Source organism: Bradyrhizobium sp. 149, from assembly GCF_023073915.1.
Classification (GTDB): Bacteria; Pseudomonadota; Alphaproteobacteria; order Rhizobiales; family Xanthobacteraceae; genus Bradyrhizobium.
In genome coordinates, this window is sequence record NZ_JADPKK010000013.1 from 19,357 (window position 1) to 35,362 (window position 16,006).

At 65.1% G+C, this 16,006-nt stretch carries 14 protein-coding genes and 2 pseudogenes; 11 read left to right on the forward strand and 5 right to left on the reverse strand.

The window, feature by feature from the left end; all coding sequences use genetic code 11:
* Window positions 1-37 precede the first annotated feature (37 nt).
* Entirely contained in the window at window positions 38-961 is a 924-nt protein-coding gene (locus IVA88_RS05625) for a LysR family transcriptional regulator (RefSeq protein WP_247496296.1), read from the reverse strand.
* 107 nt (window positions 962-1,068) lie between these two features.
* On the opposite strand from IVA88_RS05625, the gene IVA88_RS05630 reads away from it, so the two are divergent.
* The 11 genes and pseudogenes from IVA88_RS05630 to IVA88_RS05680 all read left to right on the forward strand — a co-directional run bounded on the left by IVA88_RS05630 (window position 1,069) and on the right by IVA88_RS05680 (window position 11,944).
* Complete coding sequence (locus tag IVA88_RS05630; protein ID WP_018458706.1) at window positions 1,069-1,392, forward strand: Dabb family protein; 324 nt, start codon at window positions 1,069-1,071, stop codon at window positions 1,390-1,392.
* Window positions 1,389-2,466, forward strand: a pseudogene (locus IVA88_RS05635) (maleylacetate reductase). Before IVA88_RS05630 ends, IVA88_RS05635 begins: the two are co-directional and overlap by 4 nt.
* Before the next feature lie 4 nt (window positions 2,467-2,470).
* Complete coding sequence (locus IVA88_RS05640) at window positions 2,471-3,844, forward strand: amidohydrolase family protein (RefSeq protein ID WP_247496297.1); 1,374 nt, start codon at window positions 2,471-2,473, stop codon at window positions 3,842-3,844.
* A gap of 20 nt (window positions 3,845-3,864) precedes the next feature.
* Entirely contained in the window at window positions 3,865-4,767 is a 903-nt protein-coding gene (locus IVA88_RS05645; RefSeq protein ID WP_247496298.1) for an NAD(P)-dependent oxidoreductase, read from the forward strand.
* 15 nt (window positions 4,768-4,782) lie between these two features.
* Window positions 4,783-5,666 (forward strand): annotated as a pseudogene (locus IVA88_RS05650) (intradiol ring-cleavage dioxygenase).
* Window positions 5,667-5,724: 58 nt separating this feature from the next.
* Window positions 5,725-7,119, forward strand: a complete 1,395-nt coding sequence (locus tag IVA88_RS05655) for an FAD-linked oxidase C-terminal domain-containing protein (RefSeq protein WP_247496299.1) — start codon at window positions 5,725-5,727, stop codon at window positions 7,117-7,119.
* Complete coding sequence (locus IVA88_RS05660) at window positions 7,116-8,642, forward strand: sugar ABC transporter ATP-binding protein (protein WP_247496300.1); 1,527 nt, start codon at window positions 7,116-7,118, stop codon at window positions 8,640-8,642. Before IVA88_RS05655 ends, IVA88_RS05660 begins: the two co-directional genes overlap by 4 nt.
* Entirely contained in the window at window positions 8,635-9,585 is a 951-nt protein-coding gene (locus IVA88_RS05665) for an ABC transporter permease (protein WP_247496301.1), read from the forward strand. Before IVA88_RS05660 ends, IVA88_RS05665 begins: the two co-directional genes overlap by 8 nt.
* Complete coding sequence (locus IVA88_RS05670) at window positions 9,582-10,559, forward strand: ABC transporter permease (RefSeq protein ID WP_247496302.1); 978 nt, start codon at window positions 9,582-9,584, stop codon at window positions 10,557-10,559. The genes IVA88_RS05665 and IVA88_RS05670 overlap by 4 nt, the downstream gene beginning before the upstream one ends.
* A 42-nt stretch (window positions 10,560-10,601) precedes the next feature.
* Window positions 10,602-11,576, forward strand: a complete 975-nt coding sequence (locus IVA88_RS05675) for a sugar ABC transporter substrate-binding protein (protein ID WP_247496303.1) — start codon at window positions 10,602-10,604, stop codon at window positions 11,574-11,576.
* An 80-nt stretch (window positions 11,577-11,656) separates the two neighbouring features.
* A complete protein-coding gene (locus IVA88_RS05680) occupies window positions 11,657-11,944 on the forward strand; it encodes a YciI family protein (protein ID WP_247496304.1) in 288 nt (95 codons plus the stop codon).
* Window positions 11,945-12,146: 202 nt separating this feature from the next.
* On the opposite strand, the gene IVA88_RS05685 is transcribed toward IVA88_RS05680, so the two are convergent.
* Genes IVA88_RS05685 through IVA88_RS05700 form a run of 4 tightly spaced genes read right to left on the reverse strand, consistent with a single transcriptional unit; the run spans window position 12,147 to window position 16,006 of the window.
* Complete coding sequence (locus IVA88_RS05685) at window positions 12,147-13,139, reverse strand: oligopeptide/dipeptide ABC transporter ATP-binding protein (protein WP_247496305.1); 993 nt, start codon at window positions 13,137-13,139, stop codon at window positions 12,147-12,149.
* Window positions 13,136-14,125, reverse strand: coding sequence for an ABC transporter ATP-binding protein (locus tag IVA88_RS05690; RefSeq protein WP_247496306.1), 990 nt, complete (start codon window positions 14,123-14,125; stop codon window positions 13,136-13,138). Before IVA88_RS05690 ends, IVA88_RS05685 begins: the two co-directional genes overlap by 4 nt.
* 19 nt (window positions 14,126-14,144) lie before the next feature.
* Window positions 14,145-15,068 carry an ABC transporter permease gene (locus tag IVA88_RS05695; RefSeq protein WP_247496307.1) on the reverse strand — a complete coding sequence of 308 codons (924 nt, stop codon included), beginning with the start codon at window positions 15,066-15,068 and terminating at the stop codon, window positions 14,145-14,147.
* A complete protein-coding gene (locus IVA88_RS05700) occupies window positions 15,065-16,006 on the reverse strand; it encodes an ABC transporter permease (protein WP_247496308.1) in 942 nt (313 codons plus the stop codon). Before IVA88_RS05700 ends, IVA88_RS05695 begins: the two co-directional genes overlap by 4 nt.

The window sequence follows — 16,006 nt, forward strand, 5'->3', positions numbered from 1 at the left end:
TGCCTTCTGCAAAGCCGCCTGAGTTCGAAAATGTCGCTCACTTCGCCGCGTCGATCCAGATCCCCGGCTGCGAATGCTCGCGAATGTGTGTGACCAGGAAGTCGGAAAAGACCCTGATCTTGGCGGGCAGTCCGGCACGGTTCTGGTAGGCGATGTTCATCGTGAGCAGTGGCAGCTCCCAGTCCAACAGGACCGGGACGAGACGGCCCGCCGCGATATCGCTTTGCACGATGTAGAGCGGCTGGATGAGAATGCCGAGCCCCGCCAGTGCGGCGCCGCGGATGACCTGGCCGTCATTGCTGTCGAGCGTCGGCGAGACACGGACAGTCTGCGCGCCCTGACCTTTGCGCAGGCGCAGCGAATAGGGATCGTTGGCGAGATTGTAGACCAGCATGTTGTGGCGCGTGAGATCGGCGGGCTGTTCCGGCTCGCCGCAGCTTGCGAGATATGACGGTGCGGCCGCGAGCACGCGCCGCATCTGGCCGATGCGGCGGACGATGATGTTCGAATCCGGCTCCTGCTCGCGCGTCCTGATCGCCACGTCGATGCCGGCCTCGATGAAATCGGAGTACCGATTGGCGGTGGTGATCTGCATGTTGAGCTTCGGATAACGCGCGCGGAAGGCCGGCAGCATCGGCGCCAGATAGATCACTGCAAAGGACAGCGAGCTCGTGACCCGCAGCGTGCCCTGCGGCGACAGCGCGCGATCACTGACGATGTCCTCGGCCTCGGCCAGCTCGCTCAACACCCGGCTGGAGCACTCCAGCAGCTCCTGCCCCGCCTCCGTCAACCACAGCCGGCGGGTGTTGCGCTCGATCAGCCGGACGGCAAGCCGCTCCTCGAGCGCGCTGAGATGGCGACTGGCGGCAGCATTCGACATGCGCAGGGCTTCGGCAGCTTTGGACAGGCTGCCGAGCTCGGCTGTCTTGGAGAACACTTCCAATTGGAGCAGGCGGTCCATTTTTTCGCAAACAGGAAAAGAGAGTTGCGATTATTGACCTTTATTTCCGCATTCCGCAAGCCAAAATGGCCAGAACACAAGCAAGATAGCAGGCGAGGAAACAGGGAATGTCGGGCCCGATCAGACACATCGTGATGTGGCGACTGCGCGGGGAGACGCCAGCGGAGCGTTCCGCCGCCCGGGTCAAGGTCAAGACCCTGTTCGAGGGCCTGCGCGGCCGGATCGACGGCCTCACCCACATCGAAGTCGGCCTCGATGTCAGCGATGTCGACTACGCCTGCGATGTCGTTCTGTTCTCCGAATTCACCGACCACGCTGCACTTGCGGCCTACGCCACCCACCCGGAACATTTGCGCGTACGCGAGGCGCTGGGCGACTTGCGGATCGGGCGCTTCCAGGTCGATTATCCCATCAAAGAGACCGGCGCATGATCGGTACGTTCACCTTCGAAAACCTGCCCTGCCGCGTCGTGTTCGGCAGCGGAACGCTTGCCTTGGCGAAGGCCGAGGTCGAGCGGCTCGGCGGCAAGCGCGCGCTGGTGCTGACGACGCCGCAACAGGAGGCGCAAGGCAAGAGCCTGGGCGCGGCGCTCGGTCCGCTCTACGCCGGCATCTTTCCGGGCGCGACCATGCATACGCCGGTGGAGGTCACGGCGCGGGCGCTCGCGGCGATGAAGGCGTGCGAGGCCGACTGCGTCATTTCCCTCGGTGGCGGATCCACGACCGGCCTCGGCAAGGCGCTCGCCTTGAGCACCGGAATCAACCAGCTCTGCATTCCCACAACCTATGCCGGCTCGGAGATGACGCCGATCGTCGGCCAGACCGAGAATGGCCTGAAGACCACGGTACGCGACGCCGCCATCCTGCCGGAGACCGTGATCTACGATGTCGATCTCACTTTGACTCTGCCGGCGAGCCTGGCTGCTACCTCCGGCATCAACGCGATCGCGCATGCGGTCGAAGCGCTCTACGCGCGCGACACCAATCCCGTGACGTCGCTGATGGCGGAAGAAGGCATTCGCGCGCTGGCACGTGCCCTGCCCGCCATCGCCGCCAAGAGCGACGACCGCGGGGCCCGCACCGAAGCGCTCTACGGCGCCTGGCTGTGCGGCGTCTGCCTCGGCACCGTCGGCATGGCGCTGCATCACAAACTCTGCCACACGCTCGGCGGCACCTTCGACTTGCCGCATGCCGAGACCCACACCATCGTGCTGCCGCACGCGCTGGCCTACAACGCCCGCCGTGCCCGATGCGATGGCGCGCATCTCACGCGCGATCGGCGCCGCCGATGCATCGCAAGGACTTTTCGAGCTCGCGAAGCGGCTGGGTGCAAAGGCCGCACTGCGCGACATCGGCATGCCCGAAGGCGGCATCGACAAGGCTGCCGACCTCGCCGTCACCAATGCCTACTGGAATCCGCGCCCGCTCGAACGCGACGCCATCCGCGACCTGATCGCGCGCGCCTGGGCCGGCGAGCCGCCCGGCGCCAACAAAGTGACGGCTTGATTCGATGCGGCGCACGCTCATCAAATCCGCCGTCATCATCAGCATGGATGATTCGATCGGCGATTTACCTGGCGGCGACGTGCTGATCGAGGGGAGCCGCATCGTTGACGTGCGTCCATCGATCGACATCGGCGGCGGCGCGGCCGAAACGGAGATCGTGAACGGCACCGGGCGCATCGTCATCCCAGGCCTGATCAACGCGCATATGCACACTTGGCAGACGGGCCTGCGCGGCTATGCCGCCAACTGGACGCTGCTGGAATATTTCCGCCGCATGCATGCCGGGCTCGCAACGGTCTTCCGGCCCGAGGACATCCATATCGCGACCTTGGTCGGCGCGCTGAACCAGATCAATCAAGGGACCACCACGCTGGTGGACTGGTGCCACAACAATCCGACGCCCGATCATACCGACGCCGCCGTGCGCGGCCTGATCGAGAGCGGCATCCGCGCGGCCTTCTTCCACGGCTCGCCAAAACCCGAGCCGAAACCGGGCGAGCCGCATTTCTCGGAGATCCCGCATCCACGCCGTGAGGTCGAGCGGCTGCTGGCCGGGCCCCTCGCCGACCGCGACGGCCTCGTCACGCTTGGGCTCGCCATCCTCGGCCCGCACTATTCGACGCTCGACGTCGCCATGCACGATTTCCGCCTGGCGCGCGAGCTCAAGCTGATCGCATCGATGCATCAGGGCGGCGGCCCGGCCAAGACGCCTGATGGCTGGGAGAAGCTGATCGAGGCGGGCCTGGTCGGCGCCGGAATCAATATCGTCCATGGCAACGATCTGCCGGACGATCTTCTGGACCGGATGGTCGATCTCGGCATCTCCTTCTCGGTGACGCCGGAGAACGAGATGATCCAGGGCCACGGCTTTCCCATCACCGGACGGCTGCTCAAGCGCGGCGTGCGGCCGACCATCGGCATCGATCTGGAATCCGTGCTCGCCGGCGATCTCTTCTCCGCCGCGCGCGTTGCGCTGTCGATGCAGCGGTCGCTCGACAATGCGGAGGCGCGCAAGGCCAGCGGCACCATTCCGGCGACGACCACGATCCCCGTCCGCGAGGCGCTGCGCTGGATCACGACGGAAGGCGCCCGCATGCTCGGCCGCGAGGACCAGATCGGCGCGCTGACGCCGGGCAAGCTCGCCGACCTCGTCATCATCGATGCCAGCGATCTCAACCTCGTCCCGGTGCACGATCCCGTCTCCACCGTGGTGATGCAGACGAGCCTCGCCAATATCGAGGCCGTGATGATCGGCGGCGTGTGGAAGAAGCGGAATGGACGGCTGCTGGCCGACGGTCTGGAGGCGAAAAAGCAACTGCTCGTGCAATCCGGTCGGCGCCTGGTGCACGACATCGAACGACAGGGACACGCCGCCTGAGGGTGTCAAGGACAACGACAATGACAGACGCTACGAAGAACATCGCATTCATCGGGATCGGCAAGATGGGCCTGCCGATGTCGGCGCTCGTCGCCAAGGCCGGTTTCGCCGTGACCGCGTTCGACCGGAACGACGCGCGGCTCAACGAGGCGCGCGCGCAAGGCATTTCGATTGCCGCTTCACCGGCCGAGGCCGTGGGCGGCAAGGCCGCGATCGTCACGTCCTTGCCCGATGACGCCGCCTTGCGCGGCGCGTTGCTCGGCTCCACCGGCACCATCGCCGCGATGGCGCCCAAAACCGTTTTGATCGAGACCAGCACCGTGAGCGTCGAGGCGTCTGCTGAAGTCGACGCAGCCGCACAGGCGCGCGGTGTCTTCTACCTGCGTGCGCCGGTTTCGGGCAATGCCAGCATCGTCCACACCGGCGCGCTGAGCTGCTTTGTCTCGGGTCCGAAGGAGGCCTACGAAAACGCAAAGCCGCTGTTCGCCGCCTTTACACGCGCCCAGACCTATCTCGGGCCTGGCGAGGAGGCCCGATATGCGAAACTTGCGGTCAATCTGATGATCGCGGTGTCGGCGGCAATGATGGCGGAGAGCCTAGCGCTGGCGCGCAAGGGCGGCATCGGCTGGCAGGACATTCTGAGAGTTCTCGACGACAGCGCTGTGGCCTCACCGATGGTGAAGTACAAGACCGCACCGCTGCGTCACCGCAATTTCGACTCGACCTTCTCCTGCAAGCAGATGGCCAAGGATCTCGACTTGATCCTCGGCGCCGGCCACGCCGTCGGCGTGCCGCTTCAGCTCGCAGCCCAAGTGCGCGAGACCTATGGCTCGCTGGTCGCCCGGGGCGACGGCGACGCCGATTTCATCGCGACGGTCAAGCACATCGAGCGGCTGTCCGGCCTCGGCGAGCCCAAACTCTGATTCACGGAGCCAACTATGCGCAATTTCAACGAGAACACGATCACGGACGCGGTGCTGGAGCGGATCGCGGGCGCGAGCGATCCGCGGATCAAAGAGGTCAGCGAAGCGCTGGTGCGCCACCTTCATGCCTTCGTCCGCGAGGTGCGACCGTCCCAGAAGGAATGGGACTACGGCATCGACTTCCTGACCCGCACCGGCCACATGTGCGATGACAAGCGCCAGGAGTTCATCCTGCTCTCGGACGCGCTCGGCGTCTCCATGCTGGTCGACGCGATCAACCATCCGGTGCCGGAAGGCGCAACCGAAACCACGGTGCTCGGTCCGTTCTTCGTGCAGGCATCGCCCGAGAAAAGCAACGGCGAGGACATCTCCGGTCCCATGGAGGGCGATCCGATGCTCGTCACCGGCTCGGTGTCATCCGTCGACGGACGGCCGCTCGCCGGCGCCGTCGTGGACGTCTGGCATTCCGACGATGACGGCTATTACGATGTGCAGCAGCTCGACAAGATCGGCGATCTCGCGATGCGCGCGCGCTTCCACACCGACCAGAACGGCCGCTTCAACTTCTGGTCGTCAAGCCGGCCGCCTATCCGATCCCGCATGACGGCCCGGTCGGCGACATGCTGGAAGTCCAGGGCCGCCATCCCTGGCGCCCGGCGCATGTGCATTTCATGATCTCGACGCCCGGCTTCGAGCAGCTCGTGACCCATGTGTTCGTCGCCGGCGACCAGTATCTCGACTCTGACGTGGTGTTCGGGGTCAAGGACAGCCTGATCCGCGACTTTGTGCGCTGCCCGCCCGGCCGTGCGCCGGATGGTCGCATGGCAGACAGCGAGTATTTTCATCTCAACTATGATTTCGGCCTGAAGCAGGTCGCGAGCAGCGCAAGAGCCGCTTAAGCTGAACGACGGCGGACCAGACAAGAGTCCGACAACAGGGGCTAGACAGGGAGCAAGGATGGAACCGCGGGTCAGCACGAGCATATTGGCCGATCGCCTCACAGGCATGATCGGACCGCGCGCGAGCGTCGCGCGCGGCGTGCTCGACCAGCATGGGCAGAGCGAGTCGCATTATCGCATTCTGCCGCCCGACATCGTCGTCTTCCCCGAGACGACACAGGAAGTCGCCGAGATCGTCGAGCTGTGCGCCGGCGCGAATATGCCCATCGTGCCGTTCGGCGCCGGGACCTCGCTCGAAGGCAATGCGGCCTCGGTCGCCGGCGGGGTCTGCTTCGACTTCGCGCGCATGAACAAGGTGCTGACCGTGCACGACAGCGACATGGACGTCGTGGTGCAGCCCGGCATCACGCGAAAGCAGCTCAATGCGGAGCTGCGCGGCACCGGACTTTTCTTTCCGATCGATCCCGGCGCCGACGCCTCGATCGGCGGAATGACGTCCACGCGTGCCTCCGGCACGATGGCGGTGCGCTACGGCACCATGAAGGACAACGTCATGGCGCTGGAGGTGGTGCTGGCCGACGGCCGCGTCATCCGCACCGCCAGACGCGCGCGCAAGTCGGCCGCCGGTTACGACCTGACGCGCATGTTCGTCGGCGCCGAGGGCACGCTCGGAATCATCACCGAGATCACGCTGAAGGTGCATCCCGTCCCGCAGGCGATCTCGGCCTCGGTGTGCAGCTTCGACACACTGAAAAATGCCGTCGACACCGCGATTTCCGTGATCCAGTCGGCGATCCCCGTCGCACGCATCGAGCTGCTCGACGACGTCATGATGCGCGGTATCAACGCCTATGCGAAGCTCGGCTATCGCGAAGCCCCGACCCTGTTCTTCGAATTCCACGGTTCCGAGACGTCCGTTGCCGAGCAGGCCGAGGCCGCGCAGGCCATTGCCTCCGATCATGGCGGTCACGGCTTCGCCTGGGCGAAGGCGCCGGAGGATCGCAGCCGGCTCTGGCACGCCCGCGACAACACGCTCTATGCGGGCCTCGGCTTGCGCCCCGGCGCGCGCGCCGTGATCACCGATGTCTGCGTGCCGATCTCGCGGCTTGCGGAATGCCTCACCGAGACCCGGCGTGACGCGGACGAGCATGGTTTTGTCGCCCCGATCGTCGGCCATGTCGGCGACGGCAATTTCCACATGCTGATCCTGATCGATCCCGCAAGATCGGAGGAAGTCGAAGGCGCCAAGTCGCTGCAGGCCCGCATGGTCGCCCGTGCCATTGCCATGGACGGCACCTGCACCGGCGAGCACGGCATCGGGCTCGGCAAGATCGACTATCTCACCGACGAGCTCGGCGAAGCTGTCGACGTGATGCGGTCGATCAAGACCGCGCTCGATCCTGGCGGACTGATGAACCCCGGAAAGATCTTTGCAAGCGGAGCGCGCGCATGAGCACCGCCGCATTAACTGCCGACACCTCCTCCCCTGTTCCGTTGCTGGAGCTGCGCGGCATCAGCAAGGAGTTCCCCGGCGTCAAGGCGCTGGACGACGTGTCCTTTGCCGTCTTCCCCGGCGAAGTCCACATGCTGTTAGGGGAGAACGGCGCCGGCAAGTCGAGCCTGATGAAGGTGCTGTGCGGAGCCTACCGCGCCGATGCCGGCGAGTTCTACCATGAGGGCGAGAAGGTCGCTATCAATTCGACCGCGGATGCGCAGAAGCTCGGCATTGCCGTGATCTTCCAGGAGTTCTCGCTCGTACCCCATCTCGATATCGCCCAGAACATCTTCCTCGGCCGCGAGCCAAAGGGCCGCATCCCCGGCACGATCGACCGCCGCAAGATCTTGGCTGACGCAACGCGCGTGCTCGGTATGATTGGGTTCGAGATCGATCCCTCCACCATTGTTGACAAGTTGGGTGTGGCGCAGCAGCAGATGGTCGAGATCGCGAAAGCGATCAGCCAGAACGCCCGCATCCTCGTGATGGACGAACCGAGCGCGGCGCTGTCCGATCGCGAGACCGAGCTGCTGTTCGCACTGATCGCGCGGCTGAAGGCCGACGGCGTCTCGATCGTCTACATTTCGCACCGCATGGCCGAGGTGTTCGCGCTCGGCGACCGCATCACCGTGCTGCGCGACGGCCGCCGCATCGACGGCGTTCGCCCGGCAGACGTCACGCCGGACCAGCTCGTCCGCATGATGGTCGGCCGCAACGTGGACATGACCTATCCGCGCAATTTTGCCGACGAGCCCGGCGAAGTGCTGCTGGAGGTCAAGGGCCTAAGCGCCTCCACCGGCATCTCGGACATCAACATCGAGGTGCGCAGGGGCGAGATCGTCGGCCTGTGTGGGCTGGTTGGCTCCGGCCGCAGCGAGGTCGCCCGCGCCATCTTCGGTGCCGATCCCGTGAGTGCAGGCGAGATCATCTTCGACGGAAAGGCCATGTCCGGCGAACCGGACCTCGCCGCCCGCCGCGGCATCGCGCTGATCCCGGAGAGCCGCAAGAGCGAGGGCCTCGCGCTGTTGCGGTCGGTCGGCGACAATCTCGTCGTGTCGGCGCTGCGAAAGCTGTTCCCGAGCGGTCTGTTCGACCAGCGCCGTGCGCAGCGCACGTCCGAGGGCCTGATCCGGCAGTTGCGCATTGCGACGCCGGGCGCGCGCCAGATCGTCGGCCTGCTTTCGGGCGGCAATCAGCAGAAGGTCGTGATCGGCAAATGGCTCGCCGCCGGTTCAAAGCTTTTCATCTTCGACGAGCCCACCCGAGGCATCGACGTCGGCGCCAAGTCTGAAATCTTCGCCCTGATCGACCGCCTTGTCGCGGAAGGCGCGGCGGCGCTGATGATTTCATCCGAACAGGTCGAGATCTGCCATGTCTGCGACCGTGCTTATGTCATGCGCGAGGGGCGCATTGCCGGGCACCTGGCGCGCAGCGAGCTGACAGAGGAGAACATCGTGCGACTGGGGATGCATCATGCGTGAGGCCGCGGTCGTTTCACCATCCAATCCGCTGCAACGCATTCCCGGCGTCGCCATCGTGCTGGTGCTGCTGGTCGCGGTGTTCGGCGCCATCGCGCCCGGATTCCTGTCCGTCGCCAACCTCTCCAACGTGCTGGTGCAGTCGACCATCCTGACCATGCTCGCGCTGCCGATGACGCTGATCATCATGACCGAGGGGCTGGACCTGTCGATGGGCGCGGTGCTGACGCTGACCTCGCTCTGCGTCGCGATCGTATCGCTCGCGACCCAATCGATGCTGCTGGGCCTCGGCGCCGGGCTTCTCGTCGGCGCGGCCTTCGGCACCGTCAACGGCTGGCTGGTTGCAATCCTTGGGATACCGCCCTTCGTCGCGACGCTGGGCACGCTCGGCATGGCGCAGGGCCTGTCGCTGATCGTCAGCGACGGCCAGAGCGTGGTCGGCATTCCCCACAGCGTGCGCGACATCTATTCGGCGACGCTGCTGGGTATTCCCGTGCCGATCGTGATGGCGCTGGTGACCTATGCGGCGTTTCACGGCCTGCTCTATCATACCCGCTTCGGCACCTACATCTTCGCGCTCGGAGGCAACCGGGAGGCGCTGCGCTATGCCGGCCTCTCGCCGAACCGGCTCTTGATCGTCGTCTATGCGATCGGCGGCGCCATGGCCGGCATCGCCGGCCTGCTGATGACAGCGCGGATGAATTCCGGGCATCCAACTGCCGGCCTCGGTCTCGAATTCGATGCGATCGCGGCCGTCGCCGTCGGCGGCACCTCGTTCGAGCGCGGCAATGGCTGGCTGCTCGGCACATTGCTCGGCGTGATCTCGGTCGGCGTGCTGCGCAACGGGCTGAACCTGATCTCGCTGCCGTCCTCGGTGCAAGTCGCAAGTGTCGGCGTCCTGGTCATCGTTGCCCTCTTCCTAGACGGCCTGCGGAGCCGCGCATGACCGACATCAGCAAAGACGCCATCGCGCCGCCCCGCTCGTTCCTGTCGCAGGACGCGATCCAGGCGTTCTATCGCCTGCTCGCGGCGCTGCTGATCTGTGCGGTGCTCGCCGTGCTCAGCGATTCCTTCCTGAGCCTCGGCAACATCCTCAATGTGCTCAGGCAGGCGAGCCTGACCTTCTTCATCGCCTCGGGCCTGACCCTGGTGGTGCTGACCGCGGGCCTCGATCTCTCCGTCGGCGCCAATGTCGCGCTGTCGGCCTGTATCGCCGGGACCGTGATCCACAAGACCGGCTCGCCGGCGCTCGGCATCCTCACCGGGCTCGCCTGCGGCGGCATCGTTGGCCTCCTCAACGGCATCATGGTCACCGCGCTGCGCATCCCCTCGTTCATCGCCACCTACGGCATGCTCTGGGTGCTGAACGGCCTCACCTATTGGTACATGGCGGGCGAAACCCTTCACGGCTTCCCGGCAGGCTTTCGCCAGATCGGCAGCGGCTATCTATTCGGCCTGCCTATCCCGGTCTATCTGCTGCTGGTGTTCCTCGGGATCGGAACGCTGTTTGCGCAGCGAACGATCTGGGGCCAGGAGATCTATGCGATCGGCGCCAATCCAGTCGCAGCGCGCCTCTCCGGCATTCCGGTCGCACGGCGCCTGCTGCTCGTCTACGCCGTCTCCGGCACCATGGCGGGGCTCGCCTCGATCATCTTCCTGTCGCGGCTCAATTCGGCCGAGGCCGACATCGGCGAAAGCCTGACGCTGCCCGCGATCGCCGCCGTGCTGATTGGCGGCACCTCGCTGTTCGGCGGCGTAGGCACTGTGTTCGGCACTTTCATCGGCGCATTGATCCTGACGCTGGTGCTGAACGGCATGAACCTCTTGTCGGTCAGCGCCAACTGGCAGCCGCTCGTCACCGGCATCATCGTCATTCTGGCGGTCTGGCTCGACATGAAGACCCGCCGCCGCGCGCAATGAGTTCTTGAACTACCAACAAGCAAAACGAGGGATGGAGGCAACATGAAACAGACACTGGGTTATTTGGCGCTGCCGCTGCTGATGGCGGCCGCGTTCACCACGCCAGCGCGAGCCGACGGCGAGACCATCGCCGTCTTCACCAAGAACCAGACCAACCCGTTCTTCCAGACAGTGCGGGTCGGCGCCGACAACATGGCAAAAACGCTGAACGCGAAAACGCTGCAGTACATCCCGACCAAGCCCGACAGCATCCCCGAACAGCTCAGCCAGATCGAGGACGTCGTGGTGAAGAAGCCCAGCGCGATCGTCTTCACGCCGGTCGACTACAAGGCGATGGTGCCGGGCGTCGAAAAGATCAACGAAGCCAAGATCCCCGTCGTCAACATCACCGATCGCTCCGCCGGCGGCAAGTTCCTGTCCTTCGTCGGCGCCGATGATTACAGCCTCGGGCTCGAGACCGCGCGCTTCCTGCTCAAGACGCTCGGCGGCAAGGGCAATATCGTCATCATTGAGGGTGTCAAGGGCTCGCTGACCAATGTCGACCGCGTCCGCGGTTTCAATGACGCATTGAAGGAAAACGCCGGCGCAAAACTGCTGGCCTCGCAACCCGGCAATTACCAGCGGCTCCAGGCGCTCCAGGTGATGGAAAATCTGATGCAATCGAACGCGCAGATCCATGGCGTCCTCGCCGCCAACGACGCCATGGCGGTCGGCGCGATCGAAGCGCTCGACGGCGCCAACCGCAAGGCCCAGGTGATCGGCATCAACGGCACCAAGGAGGCGATCGACGCGATCAAGTCCGGCAAGCTGCTCGCCAGCGGCGACTATAACGGGTTCTTTCAGGGATGCCTTGGCACCATGATGGCGATCCGCTCCTTGCGCAACCAGCCCGTCATTGCCGAGATCGTGCTGAAGCCCACCGTCATCACCAAGGACAATTACCAGCCGTTCGACGTGCCGCTGGAGCAACAGAGCTGCCCGACTTTCGAAGAAGCCAGCAAGCTCGGCGGCAAGTAAGTCAGCGCACCCATCACGACAAGCCCGGACGGCCGCAGCCGCGGCCGTCCCAAGAAACGGACACATAAACGGAGACCATCATGCTGTTCGCCATCCACGCCCTCGACCGCGCCGGGGCGTTGCCGACCCGGCTCGCCAATTACGACGCCCACAAGGCTTTCCTGAGCGACACCTCGCGCTTCGGCGTCAAGATCGTGATGTCGGGACCGCTGGTCTCCGACGACAATCAGACGATGATCGGCAGCCTGTTCCTGATCGAGGCGCCGGGCCGCAGCGAGGTCGAAGCGTTCAACAAAGCCGATCCCTTCGCCGCGGCGGGCATCTGGGAAAAGGTCGCGATCACGGGCTTCCTGCGCCGCCAAGGCTGACGCCGGCCAAAACCAAAAGCGCGAAAACAACCCCATGCACAGTAGCCGGCGATAGCGCAATCAACGACTTAGCTCGGAAGGCAAAGCGGCCGATGCAAACCGCAACGCTGTTTGACTCGTCGGGCAAAACAGGAGCAAAGTGCCATCATCGCCGATGGCCGCCCCTGCGCCTCGATCCAGAGCTTTGGCGCCGCCCAAACGGCTAGCCGCTCGTCACCGTCGCACCATCCTCAAGATGACAAGCTACCCACTGCTCGCTTCCGGCCGCGCGCAATGTCGGCTCCTCGGCCCGGCAGCGATCGAATACGTAGGGGCAACGGGTGTGGAAGCGGCACCCGCTGGGCGGATTGATCGGGCTCGGCACGTCTCCCTTGAGGATGATGGGATTGCGCTCAGCGCCGGGCTCGGGCAGCGGCACCGCCGAGAGCAGCGCCTTGGTGTAGGGATGCTTTGGCGCGGCGAAGATCTCGCGGCGGGGCGCCACCTCGACGATCTTGCCGAGATACATCACCGCGACGCGATGGGTCATGTGCTCGACGATCGCGAGGTCATGGCTGATGAACAGCAGCGCCAGGCCGAACTCGTTCTGGAGGTCCTGCAAGAGATTGACGATCTGTGCCTTGACCGAGACGTCGAGCGCCGAGACCGCCTCGTCGCAGACAATCAGCTCGGGCTCGGCGGCCAGCGCCCGCGCGATGCCGATGCGCTGGCGTTGGCCGCCGGAGAATTCGTGCGGCCTGCGGTTCAAAGCCTCGCGCGGCAGGCGCACGGTGTCCATCAGCGCCGTGACCCGGGTTTCGAGGTCGATCGCGGATTTGGCGAGGCCGAAATTGCGGATCGGCTCGGCCAGAATGTCGCGCACACGCATGCGCGGATTGAGGCTCGAGAACGGGTCCTGGAACACCACCTGCACGCGGCGGCGCATCTGGCGCATCGTGGCCGGCGCCGCGTCGTCGATACGCTGGCCGTCGAGAATGACCTGCCCCGAGGTGATGTCGAACAGGCGCAAAATGGCGCGGCCGACCGTCGACTTGCCGCAGCCGGATTCGCCGACCAGCGACAGCGTCTCGCCGCGCGCGATCTCGAACGACACGCCGTCCACCGCATAGACCCATTCGGATCTGCGGCTGAACAGGCCCTTTTTGACCGGGAAGTGCTTTTTGAGGTCGTTGACCTGGAGCAGCGGGGGACTCATGCCGCGACCGCTCCCTTGGCCGCATAGTGGCAGGCCGCGACGTGACGTGGCCCCTTCTCTTCGAGCCCCGGCGCGTACTGCCGGCAGAGATCGGTCGCGAGCGCGCAGCGACCGGCGAAGACGCAGCCGACGATGGGCTTGCGCAGATCAGGTACCTGCCCGGGGATTTCGGCCAGCCGTCTCGTGGTGCCGGTCAGCGACGAGCCGAGCCGCGGCACTGCGCCGAGCAGGCCCTGCGTATAGGGATGACGCGGCGAACGGAATAGTTCCGCCACCGGGGCCTCCTCGACCTTGCGGCCGGCATACATGACCATGACGCGTTCGGCGATCTCGGCGACGACGCCGAGATCGTGGGTGATCAGGATGATCGCAGCACCAACCCGGTGCTTGAGATCAAGCATCAATTTCAGGATCTGCGCCTGGATCGTCACGTCGAGCGCGGTGGTCGGCTCGTCGGCAATGAGAAGTTTTGGGTTGCAGGCGAGTGCAATGGCGATCATGACGCGCTGGCGCATGCCGCCGGAAAGCTGATGCGGATATTCGCGTACGCGACGCTTCGGCTCGGGAATGCCGACGAGGATCAGCATCTCGATCGCCTGCGCCTCGGCGGCCTGCTTGTCGAGGCCCTGGTGGATCATCAGCGTCTCGCGGATCTGACGGCCGACGGTCAGGACCGGATTGAGGCTGGTCATCGGCTCCTGAAAAATCATCGAGATGTCGTTGCCGCGGATCGCGCGCATCTCGCGATCGGACAGTTGCAGCAGGTCCCTGCCCGCGAAGCGGATGCTGCCGGCGATCCTGCCGGGCGGCTCGGGGATCAGCCGCATCAGCGACATCGAGGTCACCGACTTGCCGCAGCCGGACTCGCCGACGATGGCGAGCGTCTCGCCCTCGTTGACATGGAACGACACGCCTTCCACCGCGCGGTTGATGCCGCTGGGCGTGCGGAAGTGGGTTTGCAAATTCTCGACTTCGAGCAATGCCATCGCGATCAGCCCCTAGACATCAGAGGCTCTTGGCCATGCGCGGGTCGAGCGCATCGCGAAGGCCATCGCCGAGCAGGTTCACGGCGAGCACAGTGACGGACAGAAAGGCCGCCGGAAAGAACACGATGTAGGGCTTGACCTGCCACAGCGCGCGGCCCTCGGCCATGATATTGCCCCAGGACGGAATGGTCGGCGGCGTGCCCGCGCCGATGAAGGACAGGATCGCCTCCGTGATCATCGCACTGGCGCAAATGTAAGTCGCCTGCACCAGCATCGGCGCCACCGTGTTGGGCAGGATGTGGCGCAGGATGATCATCGGTGTGCGCGTGCCGCAAGCCACCGCCGCATCCACGTAAGGCTGCTCGCGCAACGACAGCACGACGCTGCGCACGAGGCGCGAGACGCGCGGAATCTCAGCAATAGTGATCGCGAGAATGACGTTGCCGACGCTGCCGCGCGTCAGCGCCATCAATGCGATCGCCAGCAGGATCGGCGGGATCGACATCAGGCCGTCCATGAAGCGCATCAAGATGCCGTCGGCCCAGCGGATGAAGCCGGAGACGATGCCGATGGCGAGACCGGCCGCGGAGGCGAATATCGCAACGGAGAGCCCGACCGTGAGCGAGACGCGCGCGCCAAACAGCACGCGCGAATAGATGTCGCGGCCGAGGACGTCGGTGCCGAACCAGTAAAGCTCAGACGGTGCGCGGGTCCGCTTGGCCGGCGCGAGTGCGGTCGGATCCACCGTTCCGAGATAAGGCGCAAAGATCGCGATCAGGACGAGCGTCAGCAACAACGTGCCGCCGATCGCAACGGTGGGATGGCCGCGCAGCAGTCCGATGAAGCCGCGCCGGATCGCGACCGGCCGGAGGATTTCGGGCAGCTGCGGCGCGAGGACGAAACCCGTTGGCAGCGTTTGCGGATTGACGGTCGTGTCGGTCAATAGCGGATCCTCGGGTCAACGAGCGTATAGATGACGTCGATCATCAGATTGACGAGGACGTAGACGAAGCTGAACAGCAGCACGATGCCCTGGATGACGGGATAATCGCGGCGTAGGATCGCGTCGATGGTGAGCCGGCCGAGGCCGGGAATGGCGAACACGCTTTCCGTGACGACCGCGCCGCCGATCAGGAGCGCAATGCCGATCCCGATCACGGTGACGATCGGCACCGCCGCGTTCTTCAGCGCGTGGATGAACAGGACGCCGCCCTGCCCGAGGCCCTTGGCGCGCGCGGTGCGGATATAATCCTGCTGCAACACTTCGAGCATGGTGGCGCGCGTGATGCGCGCGACGAGCGCGATGTAGACACAGCCGAGTGCGACCGCCGGCAGGATCAGGTTTTGCAGCCAGGGCCAGACGCCCTGGGAAAGTGGCGTATAGCCCTGCACGGGAAGCCATTCGAGCTCCAGCGCGAAGACGTAGGCGAGGACATAACCCACGACGAAGACGGGCAGCGAGAACCCGAACACGGCGAACGCCATGATGGCGCGGTCGATGAAGCTGCCGGCCTTCCACGCCGCTACCACGCCGAGCGGCACCGCGACCACGATCGTGAGCAGAAGCGTGATGATCATGAGCGACAGCGTCGGCCCCAAACGCTGCCCGATCATCGTCGAAACAGGCAGATTGGTGAAGATCGAGGTGCCGAGATCGCCATGCAGAATGCGCCAGACCCAGCTTCCGAACTGGATCAGGAAGGGCCGATCGAGGCCGAGGCTCTGACGGATGCGCTCCACATCCTCCGGGCTTGCCTGGTCGCCTGCGATCACCACGGCGGGATCCCCCGGCGCGATGTAGAGCAGACTGAACACGAACAGCGCGACGATCGCCATCACTGGCAGGGTCGAGGCGATACGCCGGAGGATGTAGGAGAGCAT